Origin of the sequence: Nocardiopsis alba (assembly GCF_000710955.1) — a bacterium.
GTDB lineage: Bacteria > Actinomycetota > Actinomycetes > Streptosporangiales > Streptosporangiaceae > Nocardiopsis > Nocardiopsis alba.
In genome coordinates, this window is the sequence record NZ_BAZE01000014.1 from 46,377 (window position 1) to 65,389 (window position 19,013).

22 protein-coding genes and 1 pseudogene are annotated in these 19,013 nt (G+C 68.0%); 14 read left to right on the forward strand and 9 right to left on the reverse strand.

Going from position 1 to position 19,013, the window contains the following annotated elements:
- Positions 1–182 precede the first annotated feature (182 nt).
- Positions 183–1,477 (forward strand): annotated as a pseudogene (locus tag TR33_RS22360) (MFS transporter).
- 184 nt (positions 1,478–1,661) lie between these two features.
- Complete coding sequence (locus TR33_RS22365) at positions 1,662–2,264, forward strand: dihydrofolate reductase family protein (RefSeq protein ID WP_042285292.1); 603 nt, start codon at positions 1,662–1,664, stop codon at positions 2,262–2,264.
- A 119-nt stretch (positions 2,265–2,383) separates the two neighbouring features.
- On the opposite strand, the gene TR33_RS22370 is transcribed toward TR33_RS22365, so the two are convergent.
- Both TR33_RS22370 and TR33_RS22375 read right to left on the reverse strand, forming a co-directional pair.
- Positions 2,384–2,887, reverse strand: a complete 504-nt coding sequence (locus TR33_RS22370) for a GNAT family N-acetyltransferase (protein ID WP_042285294.1) — start codon at positions 2,885–2,887, stop codon at positions 2,384–2,386.
- 128 nt (positions 2,888–3,015) lie between these two features.
- A complete protein-coding gene (locus tag TR33_RS22375; protein ID WP_042285296.1) occupies positions 3,016–3,543 on the reverse strand; it encodes a DapH/DapD/GlmU-related protein in 528 nt (175 codons plus the stop codon).
- Positions 3,544–3,660: 117 nt separating this feature from the next.
- Here TR33_RS22375 and TR33_RS22380 point away from each other — a divergent pair, with 117 nt between their 5' ends.
- Entirely contained in the window at positions 3,661–4,626 is a 966-nt protein-coding gene (locus TR33_RS22380) for a LysR family transcriptional regulator (protein WP_369386059.1), read from the forward strand.
- Positions 4,627–4,661: 35 nt separating this feature from the next.
- Here the strand turns inward: TR33_RS22380 and TR33_RS22385 are convergent, their stop codons facing one another.
- Entirely contained in the window at positions 4,662–5,177 is a 516-nt protein-coding gene (locus TR33_RS22385; protein ID WP_199806176.1) for a hypothetical protein, read from the reverse strand.
- 161 nt (positions 5,178–5,338) lie between these two features.
- Here TR33_RS22385 and TR33_RS22390 point away from each other — a divergent pair, with 161 nt between their 5' ends.
- Positions 5,339–5,770 carry a VOC family protein gene (locus tag TR33_RS22390; protein WP_017536041.1) on the forward strand — a complete coding sequence of 144 codons (432 nt, stop codon included), beginning with the start codon at positions 5,339–5,341 and terminating at the stop codon, positions 5,768–5,770.
- Positions 5,771–5,818: 48 nt separating this feature from the next.
- Here the strand turns inward: TR33_RS22390 and TR33_RS22395 are convergent, their stop codons facing one another.
- Positions 5,819–6,730, reverse strand: coding sequence for a LysR family transcriptional regulator (locus tag TR33_RS22395; RefSeq protein WP_042285299.1), 912 nt, complete (start codon positions 6,728–6,730; stop codon positions 5,819–5,821).
- A gap of 68 nt (positions 6,731–6,798) precedes the next feature.
- Here TR33_RS22395 and TR33_RS22400 point away from each other — a divergent pair, with 68 nt between their 5' ends.
- Positions 6,799–7,716 (forward strand): EamA family transporter, encoded by a 918-nt coding sequence (locus TR33_RS22400; RefSeq protein WP_017536039.1) that lies wholly within the window; start codon positions 6,799–6,801, stop codon positions 7,714–7,716.
- Between the two features lie 386 nt (positions 7,717–8,102).
- Here the strand turns inward: TR33_RS22400 and TR33_RS22405 are convergent, their stop codons facing one another.
- Together TR33_RS22405 and TR33_RS26995 are read right to left on the reverse strand one after the other, a co-directional pair.
- A complete protein-coding gene (locus TR33_RS22405; RefSeq protein ID WP_017536038.1) occupies positions 8,103–8,297 on the reverse strand; it encodes a hypothetical protein in 195 nt (64 codons plus the stop codon).
- Between the two features lie 400 nt (positions 8,298–8,697).
- Positions 8,698–8,844 (reverse strand): hypothetical protein, encoded by a 147-nt coding sequence (locus tag TR33_RS26995; RefSeq protein ID WP_199806177.1) that lies wholly within the window; start codon positions 8,842–8,844, stop codon positions 8,698–8,700.
- 257 nt (positions 8,845–9,101) lie between these two features.
- Here TR33_RS26995 and TR33_RS22410 point away from each other — a divergent pair, with 257 nt between their 5' ends.
- Genes TR33_RS22410 through TR33_RS22420 form a run of 3 tightly spaced genes read left to right on the forward strand, consistent with a single transcriptional unit; the run spans position 9,102 to position 11,508 of the window.
- On the forward strand, positions 9,102–9,701 hold the full coding sequence (locus TR33_RS22410; RefSeq protein WP_042285302.1) for a copper resistance CopC family protein: 600 nt from the start codon (positions 9,102–9,104) through the stop codon (positions 9,699–9,701).
- On the forward strand, positions 9,698–10,279 hold the full coding sequence (locus TR33_RS22415) for a copper chaperone PCu(A)C (protein ID WP_042285304.1): 582 nt from the start codon (positions 9,698–9,700) through the stop codon (positions 10,277–10,279). The genes TR33_RS22410 and TR33_RS22415 overlap by 4 nt, the downstream gene beginning before the upstream one ends.
- Complete coding sequence (locus tag TR33_RS22420) at positions 10,279–11,508, forward strand: Dyp-type peroxidase (protein ID WP_042285307.1); 1,230 nt, start codon at positions 10,279–10,281, stop codon at positions 11,506–11,508. The genes TR33_RS22415 and TR33_RS22420 overlap by 1 nt, the downstream gene beginning before the upstream one ends.
- Before the next feature lie 170 nt (positions 11,509–11,678).
- On the opposite strand, the gene TR33_RS22425 is transcribed toward TR33_RS22420, so the two are convergent.
- Positions 11,679–11,969 carry a hypothetical protein gene (locus TR33_RS22425; RefSeq protein ID WP_017536032.1) on the reverse strand — a complete coding sequence of 97 codons (291 nt, stop codon included), beginning with the start codon at positions 11,967–11,969 and terminating at the stop codon, positions 11,679–11,681.
- Between the two features lie 302 nt (positions 11,970–12,271).
- On the opposite strand from TR33_RS22425, the gene TR33_RS22430 reads away from it, so the two are divergent.
- Positions 12,272–13,228 carry a helix-turn-helix domain-containing protein gene (locus tag TR33_RS22430; protein ID WP_234305931.1) on the forward strand — a complete coding sequence of 319 codons (957 nt, stop codon included), beginning with the start codon at positions 12,272–12,274 and terminating at the stop codon, positions 13,226–13,228.
- 25 nt (positions 13,229–13,253) lie between these two features.
- On the opposite strand, the gene TR33_RS22435 is transcribed toward TR33_RS22430, so the two are convergent.
- Positions 13,254–14,075 (reverse strand): AfsR/SARP family transcriptional regulator, encoded by an 822-nt coding sequence (locus TR33_RS22435; protein WP_152472970.1) that lies wholly within the window; start codon positions 14,073–14,075, stop codon positions 13,254–13,256.
- Between the two features lie 90 nt (positions 14,076–14,165).
- Complete coding sequence (locus tag TR33_RS27000; protein WP_014911133.1) at positions 14,166–14,315, reverse strand: hypothetical protein; 150 nt, start codon at positions 14,313–14,315, stop codon at positions 14,166–14,168.
- Positions 14,316–15,193: 878 nt separating this feature from the next.
- Here TR33_RS27000 and TR33_RS22440 point away from each other — a divergent pair.
- The 5 genes from TR33_RS22440 to TR33_RS22460 are packed head-to-tail and all read left to right on the forward strand — an operon-like array spanning position 15,194 to position 19,007.
- The gene (locus TR33_RS22440; RefSeq protein WP_234305932.1) at positions 15,194–16,453 is read left to right on the forward strand and encodes an AMP-binding protein; all 1,260 of its coding nucleotides are present in this window, start codon (positions 15,194–15,196) and stop codon (positions 16,451–16,453) included.
- Positions 16,450–16,710 carry an acyl carrier protein gene (locus TR33_RS22445; RefSeq protein WP_017536028.1) on the forward strand — a complete coding sequence of 87 codons (261 nt, stop codon included), beginning with the start codon at positions 16,450–16,452 and terminating at the stop codon, positions 16,708–16,710. The genes TR33_RS22440 and TR33_RS22445 overlap by 4 nt, the downstream gene beginning before the upstream one ends.
- Before the next feature lie 46 nt (positions 16,711–16,756).
- A complete protein-coding gene (locus tag TR33_RS22450; protein WP_014911885.1) occupies positions 16,757–17,134 on the forward strand; it encodes an ectoine synthase in 378 nt (125 codons plus the stop codon).
- Between the two features lie 15 nt (positions 17,135–17,149).
- Positions 17,150–18,313, forward strand: a complete 1,164-nt coding sequence (locus TR33_RS22455) for an acyl-CoA dehydrogenase family protein (protein ID WP_017536027.1) — start codon at positions 17,150–17,152, stop codon at positions 18,311–18,313.
- 13 nt (positions 18,314–18,326) lie between these two features.
- Positions 18,327–19,007: a transglutaminase-like domain-containing protein gene (locus TR33_RS22460; RefSeq protein WP_042285310.1), complete on the forward strand. Its 681-nt coding sequence runs from the start codon at positions 18,327–18,329 to the stop codon at positions 19,005–19,007.
- Positions 19,008–19,013: the final 6 nt, after the last annotated feature.

Below are 19,013 nucleotides of genomic sequence, written 5' to 3' on the forward strand. Positions count from 1 at the left end.
GCAGGTCGAAACCATCGATTCGGTTCAGAGACGAACACCTTCACTCCGAGCACGGACATACTCGAGTTCGTCTCGTTCGCAGGTGTGGCCCGGGTCCTTCCCACCTTGTCAGCCTGACACCGTGTCCCGGCCCCCCGCTCGGGAACCTCCCGGAGCACCGGTGCGCGAAAGGACGGTGCCCCATGTCCGACCCCACGATCCGAGCCTCGAGAACGCCACTCGGCGGACGGTTCTGGGCGTTCTGGTCGGCGTCATTGGCCTCGAATCTGAGTGACGGCGTGGCGATGATCGCCGTGCCCTGGCTGGCCTCCTCATCGGCACCCGATAACGCCGCCCTGGTGGCCGCCGTGGCCACCGCGGGGCGGCTGCCCTGGCTTCTTCTGGCGCTGCCGGTCGGGGTACTGGTGGATCGGGTCCCCCGTTTCACGTTGATGATCTCCGCCGATTCCCTGCGGGTACTCCTGTGGGCGTCACTGGCGCCGGCGGTGTTCTCCGGCCAGGCGTCGATCCCGCTGCTCGCGGCCTTCGCGTTCTGTTTCGGTGTCCTGGAGGTCTGTTACGACACCGCCGCCGAGACGACGGTGACCTCGCTGGTCCCGGAGGCGAACTGGAACGCGCCAACGGACACCTCCGTTCCGGAGCGATCGTGGCGCAGGAGTTCACCGGACGACCGTTGGGCGGTTTCGTCCTGACGCTGGGCCTGTTCGTACCGTTCCTGTTCAACATCGCCGCTCTGCTGGTATCGGTGGCGGCCCTCGTACGCGTCCGGGCGACCGCACCGGCCGGGGACGGTGGATCCGAGCCCGCCCTCGGCTCTTCGTCGAAAGCGCCACTCGGGCTCCGCGGTGTGGGCGAGGACGTGGTCGAGGGTGTCCGTGCCGTGTGGAATCAGCCTCTGCTGCGCAGCGTGGCGATCATCGCGATCTTCGTCAACACCGCCTACGCGACCCTGCTCTCCACCCAGGTCCTGTTCGTCCGCGACACCCTGGGGTTGGGCTCGGCGGGGTTCGGCCTGCTCATGGCCTTCGCCGCCATCGGTGGGATCGTCGGCGGCCAGATGGTCTCCTGGACGCGTTCCGTCCTGCCGCACGGGACCCTGCCGACGTTCTGCCTGGCCGGAAGCGGCCTGCTGTACCTGCTGGTGTCACTGTTCCCGATCACCCCGGTGGTGGCCGGGGTGTACCTCCTCTCCGGCGGCCTGGTGCTCGGCTACGCGGTCGCGATGACCTCGATCCGGCAGCGCGTCACGCCGAACCATCTGTTGGGCAGGGTGAACGCCGCCATGCGCACCGTCGGCTGGGGCATGAGCACCGTCGGTATGGCGCTCGGTGGGGTCCTGGTCTCGTCACTGACCCCCGTACTGGGGCAGGCCGACGCCCTCCGCGTCCCCTACGTACTGGTGAGCGCCGTGAGTCTGGTGGTGGTGCTGTTCTTCGGTCGCCGGCTCATCGGGCTGGTGCGCGAACACGATGTCTGAGCCGTGGCCGAGAGGGAAAGATCCTGGTCGGAGCGGTGAACAGGCCGGCCGGAGCGCACCACCGGGGCTCTGGTCCCCCTCTTTCGGGCGAGGGTCTGTCGATACCTTTCTCCGAACACCGATGATTCCCCTCCCGACACACCGTCCATATCCACAGAAAAGGACACATCGAAGGGATCGGGTCATGGGACGTCTGGTAGCGGTCGACTTCATGTCATTGGACGGGGTCGTGCAGTCGGTCCTGTCCGCGGACGAGGATCGAGAGGGCGGGTTCGACGAGGGCGGCTGGGTCCCGCCCTACGTCGACGATGCCGTGGGACGGTTCATGAGCGAGACCACGGCCGGCGCCGGAGCTCTTCTCCTCGGCCGCAAGACGTACGAGATCTTCGCGGGCACCTGGCCGTACGGCGACATGGACGACCCCGCGATCGCCGCGATGAACACGATGCCCAAATACGTGGCCTCTCGTACTCTCCGGGAGCTCCGGTGGGCCGGATCCGTCCTCCTCGGCGCCGACCTGGCGACGGAGGTCGATCGGATCAAGACCGAGGTGGAGGGGGAGATCGTGGTGCCGGGCAGCGGCGATCTCCTGCGGACACTCATCGAGCACGACCTGGTCGACGAGTACCGGATCCTGGTCCTTCCGCTCCTCCTCGGCGGCGGCAAGCGGCTCTTCGCCGAGGGCACGGCCCCTCGTCACCTGACCCTGGCCTCCGCACGGGCGACCCCGTCCGGGGTGCTGATCACCACCTACCGCCGCGCGACGGACGACACCGAGGTCTCCTAGACGCGTCGAACCTCCGTTCAGAAGGGGGCGCCTCGCATCAGCCCGAGTCACGGGAAGCGGGAGGCCCCGCCTCTCGCGAGCTGGAGGAACAGACGAGCGGACGGCGCCCTTCGGCCTGTTCAGAGCCCTCCGACGTCGACCGAGCCCGTCTCCTCCCGCACCACCGGCATACCGGTCTGCAACAGACGGGGAGAATATTCGAACCCGTAGCGGCGATAGGCCGGGATCGCCCGGTCACTGGAGTGCACCGTCACCCGATCCACCCCGATCTCGTGGGCGATCCGCAAGAGGGCCTCGATGAGCGATCCACCGTACCCACGGCTCCGTTCCTCCGGCACCACGTAGACGCACTGCACGTCACCGGAGTACCGCTCGACGGCGTACGGAGTGGGCACACGTGGCAAGAGAGCCAGCCACGCCATACCGGTGGGTTTCCCTCCGTGCAGCATGATCACCGGTCGATGCGTCGACTCGTTACGCGAAGCCCAATCCACGAAGTCGCGGACGAACCTCTCCCGTTCGACGGCGGGGGTGCCCCCTTGTTCGAGGACCCACCGCCATCGAAGCTCCGCCAGAGCGGGAAGCTCGTCCTTTTCCGGAGGGCGAATGGTGGGGGCGTCCATGGCTCGATGCTAGAGGTCCACACGCCGATGGACACCCCCTCATGAGGGTTCCCTTGAGCCCCCTGGCCCTCAGGTGATACCGGAGCACCTCGGACACCTTCGCGTACACCCCTCCGAACGGATCCGGGTCAGTCGATCTTCTTGATCACCCGGGCGGGGACCCCGGCGACCATGGTGTGGGGCGGAACGTCATGGGTGACCACCGCGCCCGCGGCGACGACCGCGCCGGTGCCGACGGTCACGCCCTGGGTGATCACGGCGGCCGTCCCGATCCAGACGTGGTCCTCGATGACGATCGGGGCGAAGGAGAGGTGTTCGCGGCGCTCGGCGAGGGGGAGGGGGTGGCCTCCGGTGATGAGGTCGACCTTCGGGGCGATCATGACGCCGTCGCCGATGTCGATACCGCCCTTGTCCATGAACGTGCATCCCTGGTTGACGAAGACGTTCTCGCCGAACGTGGTGTTCAGGCCGTGCTCGGTGTAGAAGGGCGGGTAGATCGTCACCGATTCCGGCAACGGGCCGCCGAACACAACCGAAAGTAGTTCGGCACGGCCTTCACTATCGCTGAACGGCAGCACGTTCAGACGGGAGGTCGCGTCGGTCACCTCCATGATCCGCTCCGCGTGCTCCTCGAAATCGGGGCTTCGGACGTACATGATCTGCTTCGTTCGAGTGGACATGCGCTGATTCCAGCACCCCGACGAGGGGGCGCTCAAACCACTCGGAGACCATCGACGCACAACCGTTCGTTGTGTCCATAGGATGCCGGTGTGATGATCGAAGCGCTGCGCACTTTCGTGGCCGTGGCCGAGACGGGCCATTTCCAGGCGGCCGCGGGCGACCTCGGGATCAGCCAGCAGGCGGTCTCCAAGCGAATCGCCGGCCTGGAGAAGCATCTGGGGGTCTCCCTCCTGGTGCGCGCCCCGCGAGGTTCACGGTTGAGCCTGGACGGACGGTTCTTCCTGCCCCACGCCCGGAAGGTCCTGGCCGCCGTCGAGCAGGCGGAGCAGGCCATGCGTCCGGGCCACCGTCCGTTGCGCGTGGACGTCCTCAACCAGCGCATCGCGCCGGCCCAGGCCGTCTACGGGTTCTACCGCGCCCGTCCCGGGACGGCCCTGGACACGGTCACCCTCGACGACAGAAACGCCGATCAGGCCGTCCAGGAGGTGCTGAACGGAACCGTCGACGCCTCCTTCCGCGCCCTGCCCGCCGATCGGATACCGGCCGGGCTCGACGCCGAACGGCTCTTGGACGCGCCGTTGGAGCTGCTGGTCGGCCCCGGCCATCCGCTGGCGGACGCACCCCGGGTCAGGCCCGCGGATCTGGCCGGGCACCGCATCTGGATCCCGGGGATCCGGCCGGGCACGGAGTGGGAGGCGTTCTATCGGGCGCTGTCCGAGACGTTCGGGCTGAGCATCGACGCGCTCGGCCCCCACTTCGGTGATGAGGCGCTGATGGACTCGCTGGCGGCGTCCTCCGCACTGGCCACCCTCATCACCGCAGGCGACCGTTACCTGTGGCCCCAGAGCCACGACCTGCGCCGTATCCCGCTGCGCGATCCGACCCCGGTCTACCCGCATCTGTTGTTGTCCCGAGCCGGAGATCGGCACCCCGTGCTGTCCGCGCTGCGCGACCATCTGCGTGCCTCCCGGCCGCGCCCGGAGGGCCGGCCGTGGGTCCCCTCCTGGGCCGATCGCCGGCTCAACGCTCCGGATCGACGGGCACGCCCCGGCGGGTGAGGGCGGCGAGCGCGTCGCCCCCACGTGCGCGGGGGTCAGCCGGTCTCCTCGGTTCTCTTGCCGCGACCCGCGTCCGAACGTAGTCCCAGAGCGCTCTGCAGGAGGAGCCCGGCGGAAACGTCGTCGGAACCCACCTGTCGATACTTCGATTCCACCAGCTTCGAACGGAGATCGACGACCGATTCACCGAGTACGACGAAGCGGAGCACCGTTTCGATCATGAGGCTGTCGTGATCGTCGTCCGTACCCCCGTACCACTCGGGATCGCGTTCGGCCACGGCGTGGACGATTCGGTGTCCGCCGCCCTCCACCGGGGCGAAGGTGGCGGCGAAGACTCCCATACCGGTCCAGCTTCGGTGCAGGAAGACGGTCTCGTCCTCCGTGAAGACGTTCCACTTCTCGTCCATGTTCGCCGACCTGTATCCGAGGCGGATGCTCTCCCAGTCGTCCTCCGACCAGAGGCGCTCGGGCACGCGCGGCAGTGTTCGAGGCACGGAGATCGGGTGGAGGTCGAAGAACATGGACCGGGTCACGCGTTCGGGTTCGGGCATGCGGGCAGCCTAGTCACGGGGTCGGACATCCCCGCGGTGGGAGGTGAACGGAGCTCGGCCGCGCCACTTCGTGTGTTCCTTCACCGTTCTGTCAGGGCACTCGTGTAACACGGGCACCACGAACGCTCTCGACGCACGGGGGCACCGAGGACGGAGGCGACATGAAACAGCGGGTCCACTTCATCACCCTGGCCACCGACGACCTCGACGCCGCCAGGGCGTTCTATCGGGACGGGCTCGGTTGGGAACCGCTCATGGACGTCCCCGGAGAGATCCTCTTCTTCCAGATCGCCCCGGGCCAGATGCTGGGGCTGTTCGACACCGAGAAGTTCTCCCAGGACCTGGGCGGCACCATCGAGGTCGGTGGGGTCTCCGGGCTGACCCTCGCGCACAACGTCGACAGTCCCTCGGAGGTGGAGCGCACCGTCGGGGAGATGGCCGAGGCCGGCGCCCGGATCCTCAAGGCTCCGCGGCAGGGTGATTTCGGCGGGGTCTTCCACGGTCTGGTTCAAGACCCCAACGGCGTCATCTGGGAGATCGCCCACAACCCCGGATGGCGGGTGGAGGACGACGGCACGGTCGTCTTCGGCTGAGCGTTCACACCTGGAACCCGGCGGTGGCCGCGCACCCGATCCGTCCTCTCAGGGACGCTCCTTCGTCTCGTCGCCGCCCTCCCGGTAGAGGGCGGCGGCCAGCGCGATCACCGTGTGGGTGGCGGGATGCGGGTCGTGGGGGCGCCAGATGAGGTGCACGGACACCGGGTCGGCGTCGCGCACCGGACGGTAGGTGACGCCGGGGCGCCGGTACTGGGAGACGGTCGCCTCGGGCGTGATGCCGACGAAGCGTCCCGTGGCGATGTCGGCGAGCCAGTCGTCGATGTCGTGGGTGTACTCCACGGCGGGCCGCTCGTGTTCGGGCCACAGGTCCGGCGCGGTCGTGCCGGTGCGGCGGTAGATGAGCAGGGTGCGCGCGGGAATCTCACCGAGACGGACGTGACGCCTGCGGGCCCAGGGGTCGTCTGAGGCGACGGCGACGTAGCGGCGTTCATGCCCGATCAACGCGTGCGACCAGGGAGCGAGCTCCTTGGGCGAGCGGACCACGGCGATGTCGCACAGTCCTTCGGCGAGCCCTCCCGTGGGGGAATCGTGGCGGATGAGACGCAGCTCGGTCTCGGGGTGCTCGGCGTGCCACCGTCGCTGGAACTCGGTGGTCCGGCGCCCGAAGGCCGACCAGGCGTGGCCGATGTGCAGACGGACGTGGCCGCTGGTCGCCTCCCGGACCAGCTCGTCGGCCCCGGACAACAGGATCCGCGCCCGGTTCAGGACCCGCACGCCCGCCGTGGTGGGGGCGACGCTGCGGCTGGTGCGGTGCAGCAGCCGCACGCCGAGGAGCCGTTCGAGCGCGGAGAGGGTGCGGGAGACGGCCGCCTGTGAGGTGCCGAGCCGGTGGGCGGCCTCGGTGAAGCTCCCGGTGTCGACGATGGCGACCAGGTAGCGCAGCTGCTTGAGCTCCAGGGCCTTCACGGTCGGTGAGTCGTCGCGGATCTCATCCATACGCCCATCGTATGGATCCCCCATCGAATGCATTTTGCGAATCCCGAGGTCGGCCCCATCGTGAGGGCATGCCCGACTCCTCCACCGGCCCGGCCCCCGCCGTCGACGCCTTCGAACCACAGACCTCCACCCCCGCCTCCTCGGCGCGCGACCGCCGGATCGGGGTGGCGATGATGTTGGGCAGTGGCCTGTCCAACCAGACCGGGGCGTCGATCGCCGCCCTGGCGTTCCCGGTCCTGGGCCCGGCCGGGGTGGTGGCGGTGCGCCAGTGGGTGGCCGCCATCGTCCTGGGCGCGGTGGGACGGCCCCGGTTCCGGAGCTTCACCGCGGCGCAGTGGCGGTCGGTGCTGGGGCTGGCGGTGGTGTTCGCGGGGATCAACCTGTCCCTGTACGCGGCGGTCGACCGGCTCGGACTCGGCCTTGCGGTCACGTTGGAGTTCCTGGGTCCGCTGGTGGTGGCACTGGCCGGATCCCGACGTCGCGTCGACTGGCTGTGCGCGGCGGCGGCCGCCGGGGCCGTGGCGGTCCTGATGCGCCCCACGCCCTCGACCGACTACGTGGGCATCGGTCTGGCCCTGCTCGCGGCGGTGTTCTGGGGCAGCTACATCCTGCTCAACCGGTCGGTCGGAAAGCGCCTGCCCGGTGTCCAGGGCTCGGCCGCCGCGGCGATGGTCTCCGGCGCGCTCTACCTTCCGGTGGGGCTGTGGGTGTTCTGGCACCACTCCCCCACCGTCCTCGCGGTGGCGTGCGCGATGGTGGCGGGGGTGCTGTGCTCGGTGCTGCCGTTCCTGTCCGACCTGCTGGTGCTGCGCCGGGTGCCCGCGCACTTCTTCGGGGTGTTCATGAGCGTGAATCCGGTGTTCGCGGCGCTGATCGGCATGGTGGTGCTGGGCCAGCACCTCGACGCCTGGGCGTGGGGGGCGATCGCGGTGATCGTCACGGCCAATACCGTCGCCGCCTCCTCCGGCGGACGGGGTCGGGGCTGAGGGACACCGGTCGGTTCAGGGGCCTTCCGAAGACGGACCCCATGCCTCGGTCACGGTGAGTGCTCCGGCCACCGCCGCCAGGACCGCCTGCCGGCCGTTACGCACCGAACCCCTCATACCGCCCTCACCGTGATCACGCGCCATCACTCGTCCTCGGGGTCCCGTGCATCGGAACGCTCGTTCTTGGATCGGATCGTCAGCCAGACGAACGAGATCACACCCACGACGGACCAGGAGGATAATAAGAATTTGAAATAGGATCCGTCATTACCGAAGAGCAGCACATCCACCAGGAGACCTATTCCATAGAGGATGATTCCGACAATACTTGAAGCGAGCGCGGACCGCAGCATGAGACCCCTGTAAAGAACACACCGAAAAGAAGACTACGGAGCGATATCTCGGTCATCTTCGGTGTCGGGTTCGAGAAAGAACGAAATCCCATGGCAGACCATGGCGATCACCCATACCACTGCGGCGTACTTCGTGAAGATGGAGACCTCGCCTTCGCTCCAGGCCTCGAACTTCGCTATACACCACAGAAACCCCAGGACGGCGGCCTGAAGACAGGCGATCAGCATCCATCTCTTCTTGTCCCTCATCACGGGGCCGCCATCGGAAGGGAGGCGAAGACGCTCCCGCCGTTCGACCGTGGATCCGGCGAGGGCCCGACCGCGCTCCGGGGGCCGACGCGATCCGGGAACGCGACGGCCGAAGCCGCCGTCGCGCTGTTCGAGAAACGACGCATGAGGATGCCGTTCGCCATGAGGGGGATGTGAGTATTCGTGGGAAGAAACTCCCCACGAATAAAAACGGACATCAGCGACAGTCGACCCCCTGTGCAAGTCCCACGGAAGCGTCACCCTGGACACGAGCCCGGTGAACATCCTTCCCGAGCCGCTCGAACCCACCGGGTGGGCGCTCTCGATACCGCACCGGGCGGGCCACGCACCTCTGTGGAGGGCCCGCCGGTCTCACGACTCAGGGCGGTTCCTCGGTCTCCGCGACCCAGGCGGTCTCCGAGATCACCGCGTAGTGGTTCGTCATGGGGAGCTCCTCGCCCTCCGCCTCTCCCGACTCCGTCTCGACCGTGACCACCAGGGGCGTACCGGTGTCGGGGGCGAACATGATCCGACGCTCCAGCGTCCCGGCCTCGTCTCCGGGTCGACCGGTGCCTCGGTGTACAGGGGCTGGAGGGCGCAGAAGAGGGTCGTCTCCGATGTTCCGTCGTCGTAGCACTCCCTGAAGAAGCGGGTGAAGACGGCCCCTTCGACCGGGGCCTCGGGACCCGCTCCGGGAAATCCTCGAATACCGCGGGAACCGGGGACGGGTGGTGGACGACTCTCCTTGTGCCGACCGAGTTGTCGCCCCGACGAGGAGGATTCATGCGGGTCCCCGCGACCGTGCTCTGCGCCGCCGTCACCGCCCTGTTGCTCTCACCGGCGCCGGCGCTGGCCCATGACGCTCTGATCGCCTCGTCCCCGGAGGACGAGCAGACGCTCGACTCCGCTCCGGAGGAGGTCCGGCTCACCTTCAGCGGCCGTCCGATGGACGTCTCCACCGCCGTGCTGGTCCTGGACTCCGAGTCCGAGGCCGTGGCCACGACGGAGCCGCTCGTCGAGGAGCACGACGTCAGTGTCGAACTTCCCCCCGAGATGGCCGATGGAGGGTACGCGGTCCGCTGGCGTGTGGTCTCCAGCGACGGACACCCGATCAGCGGCTCCTTCACCTTCCAGGTGGGTGAGGGCGGGCCTCCGCCTCCCGATCTGGAGGCCGCTCCGCCCATGAGCCCCGAGGAGGAGGACGACACCGACGCCGCCGCGGCCCCCGCCACCGCCGGGCTCCCCCGCGAGGCCGTCCTGTCCCTGGTCGGAGCCCTGATCGGGCTCCTCTTCTACACCGCCTACCTGCGCTTTCGCAACGCCGCCGGTCGTGTCCCTCGACCGGCCGGCCAGATCGCCCCGAACGAAACGGAGACCCGATGACCATGACCGCCCTCACCACGCGTTCCCTCCTGGCGCCGACCGCCCTGAGCGCGGCCCTGCTCCTGGGCGCCTGCGCCTCTCCCGCCCCGACCGAAGAGGAGGCCGCCGTTCAGGAGGGTTCCGCCCTCCAGGCCGAATCGGTCTCGATCACCGACCCGTGGATCAAGGCGGCCTCCGCCGACGACGGCATGACCGCGGCCTTCGGTGTCCTGTCCAACGAGGGCGAGGAGGACGCCGTCATCGTCGCCGCCACCGCCGAGGAGATCTCCGACATGGTCGAACTCCACGAGGTCGTCGACGGGGACGACGGCAACACGCTCATGCGGGAGAAGGACGGCGGTTTCTCCGTGTCCGCCGGATCCGAGCACGAACTCTCCCCCGGCGCCGACCACATCATGATCATGGACCTGACCCGGGACCTGGAGCCCGGGGCCGAGGTCGCCGTCACGCTCGAATTCGAGGACGGTTCCACTCAGGAGTTCACCGCCCCGGTCAAGGACTTCGAGGGCGCCAATGAGAACTACGACGGCGACCACGAGGGGCACGGGCACTCCGACGAGGACCACGGGGGTCACTGATGGAACGTCCGGCCGAGAACGGCCCCCGGCCCTCGCGCAGAAGGGTCCTGCTGGGCGGCGCGGCCGCCGCCGGGGTGGGCGCGATGACCCTCGGCGGTGGTGACGCCCTGATCCGCTCGCTGCGCGCGCCGGCGGAGACGGTCGCGAACGCGGAGCGGGTGCACGGCGGACGCACGTACCCCTTCCACGGCGCCCACCAGGCGGGGGTGGCGACCCCGCCCCAGGCCCACGCCCGATTCATCGGGGTCGATCTGAAGAAGGACGTGGACGCCGACGGGGTGCGGCGCCTGCTCACCCTGCTCTCCGATGACGCCTCCCGGCTCACCCGGGGCGAGTCCGCGTTGGCCGACACCGAACCCGAACTGGCGACGGCCCCGTCCGGGCTGACCGTGACCTTCGGTTTCGGGCCGGGGCTGGTGGAACGCGTCGACCCGAAGGCGGTCCCGGACTGGCTCGGCCCGTTGCCGGAGTTCGAGACCGACCGTCTGGAGGAACGCTGGTCCCATGGCGACCTCCTCCTCCAGGTGTGCTCCGACGACCCGTTGACGCTCTCGCACGCCGTGCGCATGCTTTTGAAGGACACCCGTGCCTTCGGTGAGGTCCGGTGGTCTCAAGAGGGCTTTCGCCGCGCGTACGGAGCCGAGCCCGACGGGACCACCATGCGCAACCTCTTCGGCCAGGTCGACGGCACGGTCAACCCCGGGCCGGAGGACGAGGATTTCGCCCCCCTCGTCTGGTGCGGAGCCGAGTCCCCCGGATGGCTGCGAGGTGGGACCGCCCTGGTCCTGCGGCGGATCTCCATGGACCTGGACGAGTGGGACCGGCTCGACCGGCCCGGCCGGGAGGACTCGGTGGGGCGTCGGCTGGACGATGGCGCGCCCCTCACCGGAGGGGGCGAGCACGACGAACCCGATCTGGAGGCGACGACGCCGCTCGGGTTCCCGGTGATCGCCGAGTACGCGCACATCCGCCGCGCCCGCTCGGAGGATCCGGACGAACGGATCCTTCGCCGGGCCTACAACTACGAATCGGCCACCGGAGAGGACGCCGGACTGCTGTTCGCCTGCTACCAGCGGGATCCGGACCGCCAGTTCGTCCCGATCCAACGCCGCCTGGACGAGCTCGACCTGCTCAACGAGTGGATCACCCACATCGGTTCGGCGGTCTTCGCCCTTCCGCCGGGTTGCTCCGAGGGCGGTTTCGTCGGACAGACCCTGTTCGAGGGCTGAGGGCGCGTCTCGCGGGGCCGGGTCTCCTCCCGGCCCCGCCGCTCCCCCGGCGCGGGTGGAACGGGGTGGATCCGTCGAGATCTTCACCGCGGGCCGTTCTCGTCTCGGGGGACGGTGTTCTCCGAGGATGGAATTCCAGAGCTAATAAAAGCTCCCCTGAAAAAATCGGCTCAGGCCTTCCCGGGGTCGATGTCTCGAATGGAACCGACTTCCAGAACGGACCACGTACGCCACGAAGGGTCACGGCTCGTCACTCTTCTCCACAGCCGCAGGACGGTCACCTCCGCGCTCCCCCTGATGTCCTCGTGGAGGAAGAAAACGAGTTCCGCCCGCCCCGCACACGTTTCGACATAAAGGTGTTCCAGCATGTCCTCGGGGTCGGAGCGTGCGTAGACCTCCTCCTTGATCTCCCCACAGGGAAACGGACCGCGAACGGACAACCTCAAGCGTACGATTCTCATGCTATTCTCCGCCCGTTCGCCAGGACATCGTTAACCCGACGGAAAGATACGAGCAAGCGATTTCTGTCCTGAAGAGGCCACGAACCACTCTTGCGAGCACCCCCCGAAGACTCCACAATTGGCACGCAAGTTTCACAGAGATCGTGTCGCCGTACCCATAAGTCGACAGGCTCGCCGTACCACGCGGCGCGGTGGGTCGATGCGGAAGAGGCGACCGGAGGAGAGTCGTGTTCGGATCGATCGGAATCGGTCAAGACGCGGTGAGCGTTTATCGAGCGATGTTCGCCGAGCCCCATGCCGGTGTGAGCGACCTCGGACGCATCCTGGACTGGCCGACGGAACGGGTACGGTCGGCGCTCGACGAACTGGCCCGACTGTCGTTGATCCGACGTTCGTGGGAGCAGTCCGAGAAGCTGGTCCTGGTGAGACCCGAGTTCGGCCTCCAGACGCTGCTGTGGCAGCAGGAGGCCGAGTTGTTGGAACGGCAGCGAGAGCTGGCCACCGCGCGCACGGCCATCACCCAACTGATCTCCGAGTTCGAGGAGAGCCCCGGCACCCGCGCGGTGATGGACATCGAACAGCTCCACGGCATCGACGCCATCCGCCTGCGGATCGAGGAGCTCGTGCACGACTGTCGTCACTCGCTCTGGACCTTCGCGGACGGAGGCGCCCAGACCCAGGACAACCTCGAGGCGAGCCTCCCGCTGGACCGGCTGTTGCTCGAACGAGGCGTCGAACTGCGGGACGTCTACCTCGACAGCGTGATGAACGACCCCAAGACGGTCCAGTACATCTCCCGGCTGACCGAGCTCGGAGCCCGGATCCGTACCGTGCCGACCCTGCCGACCAGGATGGTCCTCTTCGACCGCGCCATCGCGCTGATCCCCACCGATCCCGACGACACCTCCGCGAGCGCCCTGGTCCTGCGCGGTTCCGGCGCCGTCACCGCCCTGATGGCCCTGTACGAGTACGTGTGGGAGGAGGCCCGACCCCTGGGCTCCTCGGTCACTCCACGTGACCCTCATGGCCTCAGCACGCAGGAGCAGGCGGTGGTGAACCTGCTGGCGGAGGGCAACACCGACGAGACCATCGCCCGCAAACTCGGGGTGTCCGTGCGCACCGCGCGTCGGATCACCGCGGACCTCAGCCGCCGTCTGGGCGCTCGAAGCCGCTTCCAGGCCGGCGTCCTCGCGACCGCGCTGGGGTGGATCGACACACGTTCCCTCGGCGGGGTCACGGAAGGGCGGAAGGTGCGATGAACGCCGACCGGCCCGGCCGTGGAGGTCATCCCGTCGCCAGGGGAACGGAACCCTCCGGTCGACCTCGCGGCCGCCGTCGAGGCTCGGGGGGCGCCGGGCTCGCGCCGAGCACCTCCTGATGAAGGGTCTGTAGTTCAAGCGAAGGCTCCAGGCCGAGTTCCTCCGAGAGGGCCAGTCGCAGCCGCCGGTAGGCCGTCGACGCCTCGTCCCGACGCCCGGCCCGATGCAACGCGTGGATGAGCCGGCCATGGAACCACTCGTTCAGCGGATACTCCATCGCCAGAGAGCGCAGCTCTCCGATCGACTCCCGTTCACGCCCCAGGAGGAGCTCGGCGCGGATGCGCAGTTCCTGCGCGTGCAGCCGTTGTTCCTCCAGACGGACGGCGTGGGGTTCGATCAGCGGTCCGCGGGAGACGTGGGCCAGGCAGGGGCCGGACCACAGATCCAGCGCCTCACCGAGGCGCTTCGAGGCCGCGTCGGTGTGCCCCTCCTCGAGGAGGCGTCTCCCCTCGCCGAGCAGCCGTTGGAAGACCAGCGCGTCCACCTGTTCGGGAGAGACCCGCAGCAGATATCCGGAGGAGCGGGTGAGCAGGTACTCGGGTTCCTCCGTGGCCGTGTCCACCTCTTCGATGGCCTTGCGCAGCTGACACACGTAGGTCTGCACGGTCGTCACCGCGCTCTTCGGCGGGTGATCCCCCCAGAGCTCCCTGACCAGGACACTCATGGGTAAGGGATGGTTGGCTCTCAGAAGCAACAGGGCCAGGACCTGGAGGACCTTCGGAGCCTTGGGGGTGCACTCCCGATCGTCCTTCAGAATCTCCAACGCGCCCAGAATCGTAAAGTTCACCGACTCTTCTCTCTTTCGGACGAACGCTCCGGGAAAAAGGGGACGGGAGCCCCATAGGGACGCCCTCCCCTCTCCATCGACCCTTTCAGGTCACTGCCAACCGGCGCCGCACTCCTCGCAGGAATAACCCTCTCCGGCCAGGACCCCGGTGGAATTCCGCTCGACGATCGGTCCACCGTCCACGAGAACACAGGCGGCGGTGATACCGACGACACAGAAGAAGTTCGTGATCTTGCCCATGAAGGTCTCTTCCCTTTTTCGTGAGCCGAGGAGTCCACGGCATCGAAGATGATTCTGCGACTTCTGGGGTTCATCGCGCGGCTTCGGATCCGGTGAGGGCGCTCTCCGAACCGCCGATCTGATTTCCATCATCGACGTTCACGAGTCGACTGTCAGCACGATCGACTGGCCTACTCCTGCAATGGCACCAAGCTGCCATGTGAGGACCATGCCCCACCTGCCCGAAGGCCCGAGGACACGAGAGGACCCGCCTCGGAGGAGGCCGCCCGGCTCCAGGGGACACCCGGGCGAACACCTTCGGGACACCGGAGACGGGGAGGGACACCATCCACGTCCTCCCAGTTCAGAAGGGTCTTGTCCCCCTGAGGATCCACTTTCTCCCCTCTCTCACCATCCGTCTCCTCGGTGATGGAGAGCCCCTCCGGCGCCCCCGGGGACGGCGGCGCCCGGCCCCATGCGGGCACGCGCCGACCCCGCCCGCGCCGCGCTCGAGAATCACTGGAGCCCTCGTCCAGAATCGGTCGAAGAACGACCTTGGAAAACGAGAATCCCCTTGTCCGAGGTTCGCACCTCCCCTTTTTCCCGTTCCACACCGAGGGAATTTTCAGAAACGGTATTGCCAAGCCGTGACGACGTTACCTATGTTCTGCTCTGGCAGTCGAACGTTCTTCGGCATCTCCGCTCCGCCCAGGGGGAGACATCTCTCCCGTATCGGCCTGGAAAACCTCCCGTTCGACGTATGAGCCCATGCAGGAACATCCACCGTTCTCATGACCGAGGAGGCGATGACCATGGCCACTCCCACCCTTTGGGAATCGATTCGAGAACATGCCCGCCGACGACCGGAGGCAGTGGCGCTGAGGTTCGCCGAAGGAGAGATGACCTACCGGCGACTGGTCACGGCGGTGAACACCGCCGCCCCCGAGGTCCCTCCCCACGGCGTCCAGGTCGTACGGGCCGGCCGTGACGGACGGGCCGTGATCGAGACCCTCATCGCTCAGAGGTTCCGCCGTCCCGCCCTCCTCGTTCCGCACGACGCGGGCGCCGAATACGTCTCCCGGATCGACCGGGACCTGGCCGCCTTCGCCGACGCCCCCGGCGCGTGGCGGAACGTGTACGGCCTGTGGACCACCACCTCCGGTTCGACCGGCAGCCCCAAGATCGTCGCCCACGATCCCGAGGGCGTCGACCGCTTCGTCCGTTGGGCCCGCGATCACTTCGACCTGGGACCCGACACGGTCTCCCTGAGCCTCTCCCCGATCAACTTCGACATCGCCACCCTGGACGTGTGGGCGGTCCTGGCCGCCGGCGGCCAGGTCGTCTTCGCCCCTCAGGAGGACCTCACCAACGGTCCGGCTCTGGCCGCGATGGCCCGCACGTACGACGTCGACCTCCTTCAGGCCGTACCGGTCGTCCTCACCCTCATCGCCCGTGCGGGCGACCCCGTGCCCCGAGTCCGCCACGTGATCTCCACCGGCGACTTCTATCCCCTGGAGACGCTGCCCGCCCTGGACGCGACCTTTCCCCGTGCCGCGCTGTGGAGCGTCTACGGCAGCACCGAGATCAACGACGGTTTCCTCCTCGACCTGCGTCGGGCCACGCCCGGAGAACTGGGCCGCCCCATCGACGGGGTCCGCCACCGCGTCGACGGTTCCGATGGCGGCGAACTGCTCGTGTCCACCCCCTTCCAGGCGTTGGGATACGTCAACGCTCCGAACGACGTGTGGCGGACCTTCGAAGGTCGACGCGAGTTCCGTACGGGCGACCTGGTCACCGTCGACGCCGACGGCACTCTGCGCCTGACCGGACGGAGCGACCGTCAGGTCAAGGTCCGCGGTGTCCGCCTGTCCCTCGACGCGATCGAGACGGTGCTGCGTCGACAGGACGGCGTGGTCGACGCCGTGGTGACGGCCCACGCCAAGGGGTCCGGCGACCGGGAGCTCATCGCGGCCGTGCTCGTCGACCCGGGCGCCTCCGTGTCCAACCTCGCCCTGCGTTCGGCCGTCTCCTCGGCCCTGACCCCCACGGCCGTACCCGGACGGACCTTCCTGACCACGGAACCCTTTCCGGTGACCGGGACGGGAAAGACCGACCGGAACGGCACCATCAACAGATTCCTCGAAAGGCGAACGCCATGACCGACGATATCCGAGACCGTATTCGGGAACGCATCGTGACCGTCCACGCGCCGGACCTGGCCGGGGAGAACATCCCTCGCGACTACGACCTTCTCACCAGCGGCGTCATCGACAGCCTCTCCCTTCTGGCACTCGTGGAGTGGATCCAGTCCTCCTTCGACGTGCCCGTCACCGACGTGGAGATCTCCCCCTCGAATTTCCGCACCATCGACGCGATCGCGGATTTCATCGAAACCAATACCGGACAGCGGATCTGACCCGTCCCGAGAATTCATTTCAACAGATCGAGAAAGAGAAGAAGACATGTTCAAGCGTTCCAGAGAGAAGACCGAGACCATCGACTGGGGCAACGGCACCAGCGAACGGCTGTTGGTGGAGGAGGACGGCCTGGGGTTCACCGTCGCCCACACCGTGGTGCGCGCGGGGACCGTCTCCCGACTCCGATACGCGAACCACCTGGAAGCGTGTTACTGCATCGGGGGGAGCGGGTTCGTCGAGAGCAAGGACGGCGGTACCCGCATCGACCTCTCCCCCGGCGTCCTCTACGCCCTGGATCAGCACGACCCGCACCTGCTGATCGCCGGCGCCCACGAGGATCTGGAGCTCGTCAGCGTGTTCAACCCGCCGCTCCGCGGCGACGAGCGGCACGACCTCACGTCACCCGACTTCTCCTCCTACTGACCGGACGTGCCCGACATGGTGATCACCACAGCGGCACCGCCGCGAGACGAGGGCATCGCTCTCACCCGCCTACGCGAGCGCATCGAACGGGTCGCCCCCACCATCAACCGAGGTCATCTCGAACGGGACCGGCGGGCGGTCTTCTCCCGAGAGGTCTGGGAGGAGCTTGCGGGCACGGGCCTGTTCGGTTCCTTCCTCCCCGAGGAGGTCGGAGGTCAGGCCTGTTCCCTGACCGACCTCATGCACGTGGTCGAGCACCTCGGCTACACGGTCCGTGACGCGGGGCTGAACTTCAGCGCAGCCACGCACCTGGCCAGTACCGGGTTCGCGCTCAACGGGTTCGCGAGCCCCGAACTCCGCCGTCGCCACCTGCCGACGATCGCCACCGGAGCGGCCATCGGCTGCCACGCCATCACCGAGCCCGAAGCGGGGTCGGACGTGCTGGCCATGGCGACCACCGGCCGGACGGACGGCGACCACATCGAACTGAACGGGCTGAAGACCTACGTCACCAACGGCCCGGTCGCGGACCTGGCGGTCGTCTACGTTCGCACCTCCGACACCCCCGGCCCGCTCGGTCTGAGCGCGGTACTCGTCCCCCGAGGCACGCCCGGCGCGGACTTCGGTCCGGCGTTGGACAAGTCGACCCTGCGCACCTCCCCCTTCGGGCGGCTGCGTCTGACGGAATGCCGTGTCCCCCGGGCCAACGTCATCGGCGCGGCGGGGACCGGATTCCTGATCCTCGACCGAGTGATGACCTGGGAGATCCTGATCGCCTTCGTCATCAACGTGGGCGAGATGCGCCATCGTCTGGACCGGGTCGTGAAGCGGGTGGAGACCCGGCGCCAGTTCGGCCGACCGCTCGCCGAGTTCCAGAGCGTGCGCGACACCGTCGTGGAGATGCACATGGCGACCCAGAACGCCCGGCGGGCCCTGCACGCCGCCGGGGAGGCGGTCGCCGCCGGGCACAGGGCCACCGCGGAGACGGCGATGGCCAAGATCCTCACGAGCGAGGCCAATATCCGTACCGCTCAGGCCGCCGTCGAGCTGTTCGGCGGCGAGGGCGTGCTCACCGACACCGGCATGGAGATCGGGGTCCGTGACGCCCTCGGCGGACCCATCTATTCCGGATCCAACGCCGTGCAACGGCAGAAGATCGCCAAGGCTCTGGGCCTGTGACCGAAGGACAGACGTGACCGAGACCCGAACACCGACGGAACCGACCTACTTCCTCGACCACCAGAGCCCCGAAGTGCGGGAGTTCGTCGACCGGGCCCTCCCGGATCGGAACGCCTCGCCCCGTGAGATGGCCGTACGGCTGCACGACGCCGTACGCGACGGTATCCGCTACGAGGTCTACGACGCCGATCTCACCCGTGAGGGCGTCCGCGCCTCCGGCGTCCTCAAGCGCGGGCAGGGGTTCTGCGTCCACAAGTCCATCGTCTACGCCGCGGCCGCCCGCTCGGTGGGCATCCCCACCCGGCTGATCTACGGGGACGTGCGCAACCACCTGGCCTCCGAGCGTCTCCTCGAGCTCATGGGCGGCGACCTCTTCACCTTCCACGCCCTGGTGTCGGTGCGGATCGACGGCGCCTGGATCCGCGCGACCCCCGTCTTCAACACCCTGCTGTGCCGTCTCTACGGGATCCGGCCGTTGGAGTTCGACGGTCGCGACGACAGCTACTACCACCCCTTCGACGAACAGGGGCGTCGCCACATGGAGTTCGTCCGGTGGCGCGGCGAGTACGACGACTTCCCCTACGACACCGTGGTCGGCGGTATCGCCGCCAACCATCCGAAACTCGTCGGCCCGGAACTGGTGACCGCCCAAGGGTCGCTGGCCGATGACGCCCGCCGTGAGCGTGGAGAGTGAGAGGAG